At 61.9% G+C, this 15,305-nt stretch carries 9 protein-coding genes; 3 read left to right on the top strand and 6 right to left on the bottom strand.

Annotated elements, in window-relative coordinates:
• The first annotated feature begins 158 nt into the window (after positions 1 to 158).
• The 3 genes from VGG64_06745 (at position 159) to VGG64_06735 (ending at position 5,004) form a co-directional block, all read left to right on the top strand.
• Entirely contained in the window at positions 159 to 788 is a 630-nt protein-coding gene (locus VGG64_06745) for a sigma-70 family RNA polymerase sigma factor (protein ID HEY1599281.1), read from the top strand.
• Positions 785 to 3,544 carry a protein kinase gene (locus VGG64_06740; protein ID HEY1599280.1) on the top strand — a complete coding sequence of 920 codons (2,760 nt, stop codon included), beginning with the start codon at positions 785 to 787 and terminating at the stop codon, positions 3,542 to 3,544. The genes VGG64_06745 and VGG64_06740 overlap by 4 nt, the downstream gene beginning before the upstream one ends.
• A gap of 125 nt (positions 3,545 to 3,669) precedes the next feature.
• A complete protein-coding gene (locus VGG64_06735) occupies positions 3,670 to 5,004 on the top strand; it encodes a hypothetical protein (protein HEY1599279.1) in 1,335 nt (444 codons plus the stop codon).
• A gap of 5 nt (positions 5,005 to 5,009) precedes the next feature.
• Here VGG64_06735 and VGG64_06730 read toward each other — a convergent pair whose 3' ends face one another.
• The 6 genes from VGG64_06730 to VGG64_06705 all read right to left on the bottom strand — a co-directional run.
• Positions 5,010 to 6,707 carry a hypothetical protein gene (locus VGG64_06730; protein ID HEY1599278.1) on the bottom strand — a complete coding sequence of 566 codons (1,698 nt, stop codon included), beginning with the start codon at positions 6,705 to 6,707 and terminating at the stop codon, positions 5,010 to 5,012.
• A complete protein-coding gene (locus VGG64_06725) occupies positions 6,704 to 8,083 on the bottom strand; it encodes a DUF1501 domain-containing protein (protein HEY1599277.1) in 1,380 nt (459 codons plus the stop codon). Before VGG64_06725 ends, VGG64_06730 begins: the two co-directional genes overlap by 4 nt.
• A 107-nt stretch (positions 8,084 to 8,190) precedes the next feature.
• On the bottom strand, positions 8,191 to 9,837 hold the full coding sequence (locus tag VGG64_06720; protein HEY1599276.1) for a DUF1549 and DUF1553 domain-containing protein: 1,647 nt from the start codon (positions 9,835 to 9,837) through the stop codon (positions 8,191 to 8,193).
• Positions 9,838 to 9,911: 74 nt separating this feature from the next.
• On the bottom strand, positions 9,912 to 11,741 hold the full coding sequence (locus VGG64_06715) for a DUF1559 domain-containing protein (GenBank protein HEY1599275.1): 1,830 nt from the start codon (positions 11,739 to 11,741) through the stop codon (positions 9,912 to 9,914).
• Between the two features lie 223 nt (positions 11,742 to 11,964).
• Entirely contained in the window at positions 11,965 to 13,347 is a 1,383-nt protein-coding gene (locus VGG64_06710; GenBank protein HEY1599274.1) for a sigma-54 dependent transcriptional regulator, read from the bottom strand.
• Positions 13,344 to 15,305 (bottom strand): ATP-binding protein (locus tag VGG64_06705; protein HEY1599273.1); only part of this gene is annotated, 1,962 nt, incomplete at its 5' end. The genes VGG64_06705 and VGG64_06710, both read right to left, overlap by 4 nt.

The raw sequence follows: 15,305 nt of genomic DNA, 5'->3' as shown, positions 1-15,305 counted from the left end.
TAAATCCGCGTGACAATTCCGGGTCGTTTCCGGCCTACTAAAGTAGCGCCTGCCGGGGCAGCCCCTGTAGTCAAAATCTGTCGACCCGCGCGAGTGCCTACTCCCCGTTGAGATGCTTATACTGTAGCGGCGAATGGATCCTTAATATCGAGCCGCTCATGGCCGTATCAGATCGTTCGGCGGCGCAACTCTTGAAGTCGGCAAAAGATGCCGGTCCCGGGGCGCTCGGTTCCCTGCTGGAGCTGTACCGCAACTACTTGCGCATTCTTGCCCGTTCGCAGTTGACGCCCGAGTTGTTGCCGCGTGCGACGCCGTCCGACGTCGTGCAAGACACATTTCTCGAAGCCTATCGCGACTTTGTCCAATTCCGCGGAACGACTCTGGCGGAATTTGTCGCCTGGTTGCGCAAAATCCTGGTCCGCAATATCGCCCGGCTTGTCGAACACCATCTGGCCGCACAAAAGCGGGATGTGCGCAGAGAGGTTTCGCTGGATGCCATCGCCCGGGCCTTCGATCAATCGTCCTGCCGGCTAGAGCAGGTGTTCGGCGCCGCCGTCCCTGCGCAGATCGATCGAGCCGAGTCGTCAGAACGGGCGGCAACCGTGGCCGACCATTTGGCAAAGCTACCGTCGCAATACCGCGACGTTCTGGTGCTGCGCCACTTGGAAGAGCTCTCTTTCGAGGAGGTTGCACAGCGCTTGGGGCGAACGGCCGCCGCCACCAGAATGCTGTGGGTCAGGGCCATTGACCGACTACGACAATCACTGACCGACGAGGGTTTATCGTGAACACCGATCGAATGTCGCAGGCGAGTCTGATGTTGGAGGCCGATGGCGAAATTGGTCCCGACCTGGCGGAACGACTCGAATCGTACTTGTCGGGACTTGAACAGGGACTGCGTCCCGACCGCGAGGCGTTCCTGGCCCAGCATCCGCAACACGCGGCACACCTCGCGCCTTATCTGCCCTGGGTTGAAATGTTGTGCCAGGCCCAGCCGCTCGGCGACGACACGACGGCCAATCCCCCCATGCCCAGCCGGCTGGGCGACTTTCGCATCATTTGCGAGATCGGCCGCGGCGGGATGGGCGTCGTTTACGAAGCCGAGCAGCTTTCGCTGCGGCGCCGGGTGGCGCTGAAAGTCCTGCCGTTTGCCTCGATGCTCGACGAGCGCCAATTGGCGCGCTTCAAAAACGAGGGGCTCGCCGCCGCGCAATTGCAGCATCCCCATATCGTGCCCGTCTTTGCCGTGGGCTGCGAGCGCGGCCTGCACTTCTACGTGATGCAATTGATCGAGGGACAGACCCTCGAGCAGTTGATTCATAATCGTGCGACGCCAGGCGGCCCTGCGCAGAGGAACGACGGGACGTTCACTCGCGCCTCGGCGGAAATCCCCGTCGGCTTCCCGGCGCTCGCTGCGGATTGCCATAAGCTGGTGCAGTGGATTGTGCAAGCCGCCGATGCGTTGGATCACGCGCACGAACAGGGCATCGTCCACCGCGACATCAAACCCTCGAACCTTATGATCTGCGGCGAAGGAGAGCTGTGGGTCACAGACTTTGGCCTGGCACGCACCGCACGAGATAACGTAAAGACGGCCAGCGGCGAGTTGCTGGGAACGCTTCGCTACATGAGCCCGGAACAGCTGCGCAGCAAGCCGGGCATTGTCGACCATCGCACGGATATCTACTCGCTCGGCCTCACGCTGTACGAGTTGATTGCGGGTCGCCCGGGTTTTGACGGGCAGTCGCACCAGGAATTGATTCGCCAGATTGAGCAGGACGAGCTGCCATCGCTCGCGCGTTGCGACGCGCGCGTGCCACGCGATTTAGACAGCATCATTGCCATGGCGACAGCGAAAGCGCCGGACGGACGATACGCCTCGGCCCGCGACCTGGCAGATGATTTGCGGGCGTTTCTGGATGGCCGCCCCACCATTGCCCGACCAGCCACCCTGATCGACCAGTGCGACAAGTGGATCCGCCGACATGCCCGCCTGGTGGCGGCGGCCGGCGTTGCCCTATTGCTGATCATGATCTGCACCGCGGTCAGCGCCGCCTTGGTGTGGCGGGCGCAAACAGCGACGCAGCGCGCGCTCATGTTGGCGAGCGACAATCACGAGCGCGCGGCGGAGCACTTGCAAGATGCCCGGCACGCCGTTGACGAGGTTTTTACCGGCATCGCGGCGGATCTCACCAACATTCCCGGTGCCGAACGCGTGCGCCACCGGCTATTGACCCAGGCTCTCTCGTACTATCGGAAGTTCGTCGCGCAGCCGTCGTCTGATGCGACCGTGCGCGCTGAGACAGCTTCGGCCTATTATCGGTCCGGGCAGATTAACGAGCAGCTTGGCGATGACGAAGCGGCGTGCGCAGCATACGGCGCGGCAAAACAACTCTGGTTAGCTCTGCAAACGGAAAAGGACGGCGAAGATCAATCGCAGCCGCTTAGCCTGTGCGAGAACAATCTGGGGCTGATTTACCTGCGCGCCGGTAGAATCCGTGAGGCAGAGTCTCATTTGCGTGCGGCGGTCCAACTGCACAGCCAACTGGTAAAGCGCCAGCCGGAGAATGCCGCAGGGCAGCGGTCGCTGGCGCTGAGTTATGCCAATCTCGGCGCGGCGCTAGGGCTAGGGGGGCAGTTGGTCGCGGCCCGCGAACACCTGCAACGGGCCATTGATATGCAGTTAAGCGCGGGCGTCGCGTCTCCGCAGCAGCGCGGCGATCTGGCCGCCACGTACAATCAACTCGGATACGTGTGCAGCCAGGCATCCGGGGCCGACGCCAAGACGGCCTATCGTCAGGCAGCCGTCGCATTCGAACAACTGGCTGATGAAGAGCCGCAAGTCTTGCGGTGGCAGTCAGAATGGGCCACCACGTTCAACAATCTTGCGGCGCTGGCAACGAGGGACGGACGCCTCGACGAGGCCACGGCCGCCTACCAGCGCGCCATCGACCTGCAGAAGCAACTTGCCGAGCGGGCGCCTCAAGTCGTTGCCTTTCTACGCGACCTCGGCGTATCGCAAAATAACTTCGGCTATTTGCTCGCGCAACGCGAGTGCCACGATGCCGCCATCGAACAGTTCGACAGCGCGCGAGCTAACCTCACGCGCCTCGCCAGCGCGCACTCGAAGTCGCCTGAATATGCCAGCCGTCTGGGCGCGATCTGCAACAATCTTGGCCTGGCTTGCGAAAGCCGACGCGCGTTCGATCGCGCGCAGGCCGCCTACCGCGAAGCTATCAATTGGCAGAGCAAGGCGCTTGATCTATCGCCCCACTGGCAGCAAGCGCAGTCGTACCTCGAGGCGCACGAGGCCAACCTGCAACGAGTGGTCAAGGCCAGTGAGCAGAGCGATAGCGCCAGCCCCCATAGCGGCCGCGCAGCCCAGATTCTGGAGCAATCGAAATCCCTGGAGCAATCTCTGGACCAACCAACCGCAGCCGCCAGCCGGCTTGCTGATATGACGATCGATACGGCATTGCCTTTGCTGCCGCGCGTTCTGTCGGACGAGGTACCGCGCGTCGTGCGTCCTCGAGTAGCCGAGTAGAACTGTAACTCACCCGACCGGAAGACCATCCACTTCAGACCGGAATGCAAACTATGGGCAAGACATCCCACCGGGGCCGATCTCGACATCGCCGCTGCCGTTTCGAGCTGTGCGAACCGCGCCAAATGCTGAGCGCCCTGCCGGTTGCTTCGGCACAAAGCATCTCGTTCGGCGAGGTCGCGACACCCCTGTCCGCGACCGGCGCAGGCAACTTCGTCTTACGCACAAGCATCGCGGACCTCGGGAAGCTCACCGCGCTCGGCGGGTTCCCTGTGATCAGTATCACAAACGACTTGGGAACCTCGACCACTCCGGCAGGCATAACCGTGTCCGCCACAGGCGGGGCCGCCACCGCGGGAGTCACGTCTGGTGGCCTGCCGCCCGTCACCGCGTCGGATGGGGGCCTTGATGGCGAGCCGCCCGGTCTTTTCGCGCCGCTAAAGCTCGATCCGATTCTCGGGCACGATCCTCTTACGCCACCAGAAACAGCGCCGATCGCGTCGCCCTTACCGCCGTCTTATCCGATCGCGGTGAACGGACCGACGAATCCTGTTTCAACGCCTGATCCCAGCGGCGCAAGCAAGTCAACTCCGACAACGCTGCTGAGCTCAGGGCCAATCGAAATCATTGAGCCTATTTCGGCAGACATTCCCGCGCCGGCGGCGAGGGTGCTGGCCGCACCAGCGCCAGGCGCAATCACCGGCATGATCACAGTCGCGAGCGCTGTCACGAGCACGACTGCCGCCAATGCTACCTCGGCCACGACTAGCGCCGTCAGTAGTTATAGCCCGCGCTGGTTGTCGGCGACCTTCTCTGCCGCCGAGGAACATCAGCTGGATTCGCAAGCGGATGAATCCCACTTTGCGCAGTTCCTCGCGGCGCGCGATCCGCAGGCGCGCCCGGCGCTCGAGCCCACGCGTATCAGTGTTCAGGCCTTTGTAGTGGCGCTTCCCGAGTTGGCCGCGCTCGTCCAGGGCACAGGGGACCAAGACGCACTTCAGGCCGTGCAACAACACGGCATCGCTTCCCAGGATCGCGCTGCAGCCCGACACGTCGCACAAGCTGGCGGATCGTCGCAGCCCGGCGCTTGGGCCGTACACGATGCCGCGATTCTCGAATGGGATGGCACTCAACAGCCAGCGCGTATCGCCATAGCGGACGCGACACAACGCGGCCAAGCTACGGTCGATCAGCAGGAGTCGTCTTCACTCGAGCGGGCCATGCCGGCCGACGATCAATGGGCATCGTTAAAAGGCGTCGCTGACATGCTCAACGAAAACAAGCAGATGCTTGCGGCGCTGGCCGCGGAAATCGCCGTGGCGTCGCTATGGCTGCGCCGGCCTAACGGTGAAAAGCCGCTTCCCCAAGGCCTCGCACCTGCTGCCCCAATGCAAAGCCCAAAAAAGCGGGTTGCCCGGCGACTGGCAAACACCGACGGATTGCCACGCGTGCCGCGTTAGGCGATTTACTTTGCCGTGCCCAGGGCTTCGGCTTCCTTGGGGTTCATCAGTCCGTCGTGGTCTGCGTCGAGCCTGAGAAAATCGGCACGCGTTCCGAGGAACTCGCGTCGTGAGAGATCGCCGTCGCGATTACGGTCCATGCGCTGAAACCACTCCGGGCCGGTACCACTGAGACGCGCATTGTTGGGGCTGCGCGCGGCAACGGTAAACGTACCGACGTTGTTTGCTGTCGCGTTTCCGGCCCCCGGCGCGAATTGCAACTGATAGCGGCGCGGAATGTCGTCGTGCTTGATCTTGCCATCGTGATCGTTATCCCAGCCGGAGACGACCTGCGGCAAGGTTCGCAGCTCGCGCGTCGCCAGTTGGCCATTACGGTTGGTGTCCATGAGCTCGAACAACGTGCTGCCACGATCGGAGAAAACGGCACTCGTACGTTGCGACGCGATCTCGGTTTGCCGCGTGATGTACTCGACGTATTCCTCGACGAAGATCTTGCCGTCGTGGTCCTTGTCAATGCGCGAGAATTCGGCTCCGCCGCGCACTCGTCGCAGTTCGTTTTTGTCCAGGTAGTCGTTCTTGTCCATGTCGCCGCGTTTAAACAGCTGACGCGCCGATTCTGCCACCTGCTTCGGCTCGCCCGATCCGCTGGCCCGCACGTCCAGCTCGAAGGCGGTTCCGCGAATCACGAGCGAGCCGTCCGCGGCGACCGCACTCTGCACAATTCCTGATTCGCTGGCACCGGTCGAGTTAATCACTTGCAACCGCTTGTCGTTCGGCACGCCCGAATCGAGCACGACCGAGAGCTCTGCATCGGGGGGTCGACTCGTATACCAGGCTTGCAATTCGGCGGCGTCGATTCCGCCATCGCCGTTGGCGTCGGCAGCGACGAACTGATCGTCCGCCAGGCGCAATTCCTCGCGCGAGAGCCGGCGGTCGGCCGGCGTTTCACCCTGGGCCGGCCGATCGTAGCGCGCCATGATGGCCTGGCAAACCGCCTCGGCCGTTTGATCAGGTATCGGCGCCAGTATCAACTCTCCGCTGGCCTGCCCCGCCTGGCCTGGGTTCTCGTAAACGGAATCGGCAAACGGATTCCCGTCGGCGCGCAGCTCGAATTGACTGAACATCTCATCTTCGTCCCGATCGAATCTGTAGAGCGTTTCGATCCCGGCTGTCATTTCCTGACTGTCGAGCTGGCCATCACGATCATGGTCCAATAGCGCAAACAGCGGATCGCCCGCGGCCGTGGCACGACGTTGAACGGCGCGATTCAGCCCGAAGCAACATTGGGCCAGCTGCTCGACCAACTCAGTGAACGAAATGACGTCGTCCTGGGGATTGGTATCCAAATCGAGAAACGTAATGGCCTCACCGCGCACGGTGCCCGCCTTGGTGCGCCGCTCTGTGAACGTGGACCAGTCGCCGCGCTGAAATTCGTCGTGGTCCAGGGACCCGTTGGCATCCGCGTCAAGTTCTTGAAAGCGATCCCACAGGCAATCGCCCCAAGTGGCCTGATACCCCTGCCCTGCCAGGCGGATGTGCAGACGAATAATGATCGGCCGGCCAATGTGCAGCAGGACCAGATCCTGCACGTTCGTAGGATCGTCCGCGGGCGCCATCACCGCGGGCTCGTCCGCCACCGCCGGCGAGGATACGGCGGCGCCCACGATCAAGAGTAGAAAAAACACGATCAGACGATTGTTCATACCAGGCACTCGTGCAGCGGTTTGGCGTTCGGATCGACCAGGCGGATCGGCCGCCCGACGTTCGACATATTCTGTTCCAGCGGGTCCAGTCCCAGGGCCAGCACGATGGTGCCGAGCAGGTCGGGCACGGTCACCGGTCTGTCCGCGACTTGCATCCCGTCGTCAGTGGTGCGGCCTATGACGTGGCCGCCAGCTATCCCTCCACCGGACACAACTGTCGACCAGGCCGTCGCGAAGTGATCGCGTCCTTGGTTGGTGTTGATCTTGGGCGTGCGGCCGAATTCTCCCATCCAGACCACCAGCGTCGAATCGAGCAGGCCGCGCATTTTTAGATCTTCGAGCAATGACGACCAGCCGTTATCGAGCACGGGGAGCATCGCCTTCAGCGCGTCGAAATTGTTCTGATGCGTGTCCCAGCCGAAGGCGTTCGAGTTTTGCACGCCATTGAGCGACACTTCGACAAACGGCACGCCGCGCTCGATCAGACGACGGGCCAGCAGACAGCCTTGCCCAAAAGTGTTGCGGCCGTAGGCGTCGCGCAGGTAGGCAGGCTCGCGACCCAGCTCAAAGGCCGCGGTAGATGCCGACCGCATCAGGCGATCGGCCTGCCGATAGGCGGCCACATGGCTTTGGGGCGCATGCGCAGGATGCGTCTGGGCAAAATCGCGCTCCAGGTCTGCCAGCAACTCCAACCGTGCCGTGGCCTGCGACGGCTCAATGCCGGCGGGAGGCGCGAGGTTAGGAACCTTGAGCTGCTGTTCATAACTATTATTGCCAGGCTGCCCAACCATCACCTGGCCGCCGCCCACCATCAGCGCCGCGTGCCGCGGACCGAGAAAGCCCGGTCCAAAGGCGGCCGGGCTGAGAAACGGCATGGCGCCGATCGAGATGCAATTCGGCAACTCGGCTGTTTCATCACCCAGCGTTTTGCCTAGCAAAGTCCCCAACGCCGGATAAGCGACGGGACCGCCGGGAACGTAGCCGGTACGCAGTAGGTACGTGGCGCGCGAATGGTCCCCTTCCTTCGTGCTCATCGAGCGCACCAATGTCAGGTTTTCCGCCAGCCGCGCCAACCGCGGGAAATGCTCACAAATCGACATGCCTGGCACGGCCGTCTGGATGGCCTTGAACGGACCACCATTTTCATGCCCCGGCTTGGGATCGAAGGTGTCTGTCTGGCTTGGCCCGCCCGGCATCCACAACAAAATGCACGATCGTTTGCGGCGGGTGTCCGTGGCGGCCCTCGCGGCTAGAGCCTCGAACCATCCGCTGGCCGAAACGCCCAAGGCGCCGGCCAGCGAGTTGCGCAGCCATTCGCGGCGCGATAGTCCTTCGCGTTGCGGGAACCCTGACATATTGATTCGTTCGTTCGCCATTCCCCTCACCCTCCTCGGCAGCGAGGCCGGCACGACGACCGGCCCTCGTTCCGTTTTGGCATTATTTTTCCACAACTGTAGCGGAAACGCGCGTCGCTCTGACTGATCTAATGGTTGAACAAAAACTCACTGGAGTTCAGCAGTGCCCAGTACACGTCCCCCAGCGCTTGCTCGGTATTGTGGCGCGGCCCCCCCTCGGCGACGTACTTTGTCAGGCGCTCGACCTCGTCTGGCCGGGGCAGCCGTGAGAGGCTTGCCAGGTACATCGTTTCCAAACGCTGCGCGGCGTCGAACCCTGGAAATTGCGCAATGGCGGCGAGCATAGCGCTCCCCTTAACTTTAGTAGCCTCGGCGACAAACGGCCCATTCATGATCGCCATGGCCTGAATGATCGAGGTGTCGTAGTCGATCGGCTTATCGCGTTGGTTATTGAACAAGTCGACGAACATGCTGCGGGGTGATCCGTTCACAAGCCCTTCCTGGCCGTTCTGTAAATTTTGGTCCAGATAACCGACAGCCACGGACAGGCTGTCGAAAAGCTGATCGCCCGAAAGACCGCGCACCGGCATCACAGCAAACCGGCGCGGGTCGCGCTGGCTGTCGTCGCTTACGCTGCTGCTGAATTGATAGGCACGGCTGAGCGTGATAGCGCGAATCAGATACTCAATGCGAAATCCATGACCGGCGAATCGTTCGGCCAAGACGTCCAGCAATGCCGGATGGCTGGGAGGGTTGTTTTCGTCGAGGTCGTCCACAGGGTCGACCAGGCCGATGCCAAAAAAGTGCGCCCACATCCGATTGGCCAGCGCACGGCTGAAATACCGGTTCTCACGGCTGGTGACCCATTCGGCCAGCTTGCCGCGGGCCGTCGCTCCTTCGCCCCAGGTAGGTGCCGAGCCGTCGAGAAACGCGGCCGTCACATCACGTTCGGTATCCGGAATGCGCAGCTCGTGACGGACCCCATCGTCGTTAAGCGGAGAATAGTCGGCGTCTTTTTGCTGTCGCTCGATGCCGGCAAAAAAACTGGCCAGTTGCCAAAACTGTTCGCGCTTCCAATGGGCAAACGGATGATCATGACATTGCGCGCACTCCAACCGCACCCCCAGAAACGTCCGCGCGGTCGTCGCGGCCAGATTCTCCGGCTTGCCCTCTTTGGCAAAGTAAAATCCCACAGGACTGGCTGTACGCCGTTCAAACGGGCCAATCGGTCGGCCCCCTTGTGTGACGGGTGTCGTCAGAAGCTGACGCGTGATCTCGTCATAACCTTGCCCCTCGCGCAGCTGTCCGCGGAACCAGCCCTCGACCGATGGTGACGAAAAGCGCAGTTGGATGTTGGCATCCGCTTCCGGAATCAGCGCGGCGCGCCACGTGCGGGCAAAGTGATTCGTAAACGCGGGGCCGTCGAGCAAACGATCGACCAGCCGTTCGCGCCGATCGGCCGACTGGTCTTCCAAGAAGTCGCGGACCTCGGAAACCGAAGGGATGCGGCCAGCCACGTCCAAATATATTCGACGAAGAAATTCGGCGTCACCGGCCGGAGCCGCCGGCACGATGTTTTGCAAGCTCCAGCGCGAGGCCAGTTCCGCATCGATCGTCGCCGTGAGGGCGCTAGCCTCGCTCCACGAGACGGCTGCCGGCGCCGATTCCGCCGCGACGCTGTGTGAAAGCCACGAGCATTGCGCGAGGCAAAAAGCCGCCACGACCAAGGCCGTGCCCCCACGGCACACTGGCCGAGAAATATGCTCCTCGCGCATCGTCCTGTCCCCTTTGTGCTGCCCATTCCCGCAATTCTCCGTCGCATGCCGCCCAGGCATACCGGCGGTGACCCTCATTCCTCGCCGAGGGCCTTGAGGTCGATCGTCTCGTTTCCGGCGATGGTAATTAGCCCTGGCAATAGCACGGACAAATTGGCATCGCGGACAAAGTGCGGCTTGCCGTCAGCCGTACAAATCACCACGCCGCCAGGATGAACACCGCCGAGCCGCCCCTTTAATTTTCCGGACGCATCCAATTCCAGGTCAGCAGGCTTGGTCCAGGGTGTAATGCTTCGTGATTCAGCGATGAGTTCGGTCGTGGCGACGCCGTCGGCGATCTGCGACACGCTCGTCGTGCCCTCCTCAGGAAAACAGGTTCCCGGCCCAACCACGGCCACGACCAGCGTGTTGCCGTTGGCCGGCTTTGCGTCGGCCGCCAACGAGCCGCCGTATTCGCGCGGCATCTTCGCCACCAGCGGCGCGTTGTGCTCGCTATCCCAAGCTTCGTCCAGATGGAATTCGCGATAGAGTTCTTCGTACCCTAGGTCGGGCAATAGTTCAACTCGCCAGCTTAGCAGCGGTTTGCCGTCGGCCGATTTGCTGGCCCGCGCGGGAAATGTACTGGTTCGTTCGTGATATTTTGCCAGGGCCGCGGCCACCCGACCCAGATTCTCCTTAGATAGCGCTCGCCGCTTGGCCATCGCAGGCGAGTTGACCACGCCCGCCGGTACGGCTGTCGTCGCGGCTTCGACAGGTCGTCCAAATTGCACACGACCGGCAGAGGCACTCACGCCGCGACCAAAAAACTGTCCTACCGCGCCAACGACAACCTGCATGGCGACAGGTACTTCGATCTCGCTGCGCATGGTCACGATCGCGCAGTGCCCGGACTGCGCAAACTCGGCCGACATTAAAAGTTGGTTCGTCAGCTCGGCGCTCGAGGGGGGAGGTAACTTGCCGTCCGGCTGAGGTGCGGGAGCCGCCTTGGGCTTCATCAACAGGCGCGCCGCACCGATAAGCGCCTTGGCTGCCTGCGTTTTCTTGTTGGCCCATTCGTCATCGGCGCAGTTGAGCATGACGCGCCAGCGAACGCCGTGCTCAGCATCCAGCGACGCCAGCAGGGCCTTGGTGTCCTTGAGAAGCGTATCCGCGCCCGGCAAATCGCGCCGCCCCTGCGTGATCGATTGCGCGGCCCAGTCCGAGGCAAACGCAAATCCCAGCGGGGCATTGGCCACCTCGGACCAGGCATCTCCCCAGGGAAGCTGCGCAGCATCGCCCGGTGCCTGTTCGATCACTCGCTTGAGCGTCCATTGATCGGCCAAGACGTAGGTGTGCGCGTCGACCGGCCAGAAGCAAACGTTGGGTTGCTCCGGAATCGTGTAATATTGCTTTCCGGCATGTTCGGCCGGCTCGAGCCGAAACGGAACCGCCTCCTTCTTCCGTTCCCAGTCGATCGGCTCACGTGAACGGATGATGTTGATGTCGAAGTCCAGACGCATACCCGCTGCGGGAGGCGGACGATCGGCGTTGGGCCGCATGACCGCCATCGTGATCTGTTCGATCTGTGTCACCGCGATCGGATTCCGAAAATCCGTCCCGGGAATGTTCAACCAGCGGTCGAGCACCTTGAATTCGCCCAGCCCAAAGAAACCCTGGGGCCGTAGCGCGAACAATCCCACGACGTCGGAGGGAACGTATGCCAGCGAAAGAGGCGGCGCGGGCTGTTTTTGTTCCTCTGGCGGCGTGGATTTACCGGCGTCTGCCGTCGGATCCGCCGTGGCGGGAAAAATCCCCGCGAAAAGCACAGTGCAGGCAACCGCTGCCGTGCAAACCTCTCGACAAAGTTTCGTGCGGAAGATCATCCGCTGAGATTGCTGCACGAGATTCTGCCCTCGCTCTAACATCCTGCTCCCCTATCCCGAGTGTTTTTGGGCCCGAGTGGTTTTGGGATTGCCAGCCACAGCAATAATGGATGTCCCACCGGACCGTCATTGTGCAATCTTTCCGAACGGTTTGCCAGCAAATTTTAATGAATTGGCAATTCCCGATCGCACCAGCAGCCGTCACGTCACTCGTCAGCAGGAAGCTTGCACCGTTGTTAATAAATGGCCCGTCCATCGCCCGAAATTAATCGGCACCGCTTGCGATACCAAGTTGTGCCATCTTTTGCTGCAAATTCTGGCGATAGATTCCTAGTTGCCGGGCCGCCGCGCTCACGTTTCCATTGTGCTTCTCGAGCGCCGCGGTGATCATTTTTCGCTCGAACGAGTCCACCAAGCGCGTCTTGGCCTCGGTCAGCGGCAGATCCACGAGCGCGCCCATGTCGGCCCAATCGTGCGTCTCGTGGTCATGGCTGGGCAGTGCCAGCTCTGTCGCGGCAACCTCTGGTCCAGCGGCCATGCTGGCGGCCGCCATGATGACGTGTTCCAGCTCGCGGACATTGCCGGGCCATTGATACGAGAGCAGGCGATCGACCGCCGCGGCGGCAAGCGTCCCCTGCGCCCCGCCAGTCTTGTTCGCCAGGCGACCCAGAAAATAGTCGGCCAGCAGCGGAATATCCTCGCGCCGCTGCCGCAAGGGCGGCACCGTTAGCTCGATTCCTTTCACGCGATAATACAAATCCTGTCGAAAGCCGCCACTTTGCACGGCCGTTGCCAGGTCGTGATGCGTCGCGCAGACGACGCGCACATCAATGGAAATCTGTCCGGTCGAGCCGACAGGTTGAACCACCCGCTCTTGCAAGGTCCGCAGTAGCTTGACCTGGATGGCTGGCGGCATGTCGCCGATTTCATCAAGAAATAGCGTGCCCCCGTGCGCCTGCTGAAATACGCCTTGCCGATCAGTGGCGGCCCCGGTAAACGCGCCGCGCACGTGGCCGAACAACTCGCTTTCGGCCAGTGATTCAGTAACCGCGGCAGTGTTGATGGCAACAAACGGTCCTGCCGCGCGCGGGCTAAGGCGGTGCAACTCGCGGGCAATCAATTCCTTGCCCGTTCCTGTTTCTCCGCGGATCAGCACGTCCAACGGAGCGCGGGCCGCGCGTTCGATCTGCGCGAATAGCTGTTGCATCGGTCGACTGACGCCCACCAAAGCGCCGCAAGCCGTCTTCGTAGCGAGTTGTGATTCCAACGAGTCGATCCGCTGCTCCAGCTCACGGCGCCGCTCTAATCGCCGCACGATCGCCCGCAACTGCTCCACTTCGTACGGCTTGGTGATATAGTCCGCGGCGCCGAGCCGGATGCACTCGACCGCCACTTGCACCGTATCGTTGGCTGTGACGACGATGATTTCACCAGTCGTAGGACCAATCGTGCGCAAGACGTCGAGCCCATTCGCCTGTGGCATGTTCAGATCGAGAAAGACCAGGTCGGGCGCCGCGTCTTTGAGCACGTCGATGGCGGCGCGTCCGTCCGCGGCGAACAAGATCTCATGTCCTGTCCGTTCGAGCGCCTTGGCCATGCCGCGGCGTGCCGCTTCTTCGTCGTCGGCGATGAGAATCCGCAGTTTCATACGTGGGCGACCGGCAGTCGAATCACGAAAGTTGTTCCCTGGTTGGCCCGGCTCTGACAACTGATCTCTCCGCCGGCTTCTCGCACGCGACAACTAACGATATACAGCCCCAAACCGGTCCCGGACTCCTTGGTAGTGATAAAAGGTTGAAACAGTTGGTCCTGGATATCCGGGGCGATGCCTGGCCCGGTGTCACGAACCTCGGTGATTACATGACCATTCTCGTGATGACAGATCACCGACACTTGGCCGCCTCGGCCGGCGGCCTCGATACCGTTGTTGAGCAGGTTCAAGAATATCTCTTGCAACGCCGGTCCGACAATGCGTACCGCCGGCAACTCGGCCGGTATATGCGCGATCAGTTCGATATCCTCTTGCCGCGCCAGGTGCCGCAAGACGGCCAATGTAACGTTGAGAGTCGCCACAACCGATCCCGCGGCGCCGGCGTCTACCGGGGGACGGGCAAAGCCTAGAAGTTGCGATGTGGTCACCGCCAGGCGATGCGTTTCGTTGACGATCAAGCGCAGATCGTCCGCATGCGGGCTATCTGGCCCCAGGTCTTCGCCCAGGACGGTGGCAATGGTTTTGATCGAAGAGAGCGGGTTTTTGATCTCGTGCGCCACAGCACCGGCCAGCAATCCCAGCGTTGTCAACCGCTCGTTCTGAAACGCGCGGCGCTCGGCGGCCAGTCGTTGCGCCTGCAATTGACTGTTGTCCATGGCAACCGCCAATTGCTCTGCCAAGACCATCAAAATGCTGGCTTCCTCCTCGCCAAAATCCCGATTGCGCTCGCGGCGGCCGAGCATGATCAGCCCGTGTACGCGATTCGCGGCAAACGCCATCGCGGCCGAGGCATTAGCCGCATGCATGGCACTATGCGCCTCGCCGCTGGGGCCATCCCGCCGCGTAAAGAGAATATGGGGCTGCGCCGCCAGTTCGCCATACAAAAGTTTCAACTGGCTCGGTTCGATCGCCAGAATATCGTCGCCAACCGGGATAAGCTCGCCACGATCACCAACCAACCAGCCCGAGACATAGGCCAGCCGTAGCGCCTGGCGCAAATCGACGGCGAAGCTGGCAAATAGTTCGGCGGGCGGCTCGCCCGCGTGCTCCGTGATATGTACCGCGATGCGGCGAATCTGATCGCGCAACGCGACGATCCTCTTCCCCGCCACGAGATACCGCAGCGATTCCAATATGCGAAGGCGCAATGGCGGCAGCAACAGTATCAGAAGGAATACCAGGGCACCCTGCAGAATCTCGACGTTAATCCCATAGCGATCTTCGATCCGCATATGCACGTCGTGTAGCGCCAACTGATAGACCAGCAGCAAGACGATGGCGACGGCCGCGTACAACAGCGTCCGCTCGACAAACAATTGCAAGAAGTTGAAGCGCACGACGAAATAAGTGAACAGCACCACGGGCAGCAGCGGCGCCAAAACCGCCACGGTTTGTAACGCCGGCAGTCCGTCAGGCCATACCAGCGCCAGCGGCGCCGCGATGCCGACAAGCAGCGTCATGCCGAGCAGGGTCACGCCAAGCACGCGGTAAAACGGCGCCTGCCCGTCGAGCTTCAACCGAAAGCAAACGACCGCCGCGGTGACGTTCACCGCCGCGGTCCAGCCCACGTAAGGCCACACCCACGGACGACAAATATCGAGAAATCTTCCCTCAGGATCGGCCGCGAAGCGGGCGATCACGATCGGAACCAACATCAGGGGCGCGTAGGCGAGTCCGAATACAGGGGCAAACGGCGGATGCGCCACCACGCCCGTGCGCGCGAGCCTTAGGAGCAGGTGCAACATGGCGCTAGGCATGATGATCAGGCCCAGCGCCATCACGCTCATGGCCCACCAGTGAAGTTCGCCAGACCAGGGCGTCTCCAGCGATTCGAAATAAGCATGAAAAAACGTGCCGAAGTGAAACAGCCATGTGCCGCAGGTCAGCAGCACGAT

This window comes from Pirellulales bacterium (genome assembly GCA_036490175.1).
In the GTDB taxonomy this organism is placed as follows: Bacteria; Planctomycetota; Planctomycetia; order Pirellulales; family JACPPG01; genus JACPPG01.
This window is presented reverse-complemented; position numbering and strand designations above follow the sequence as displayed.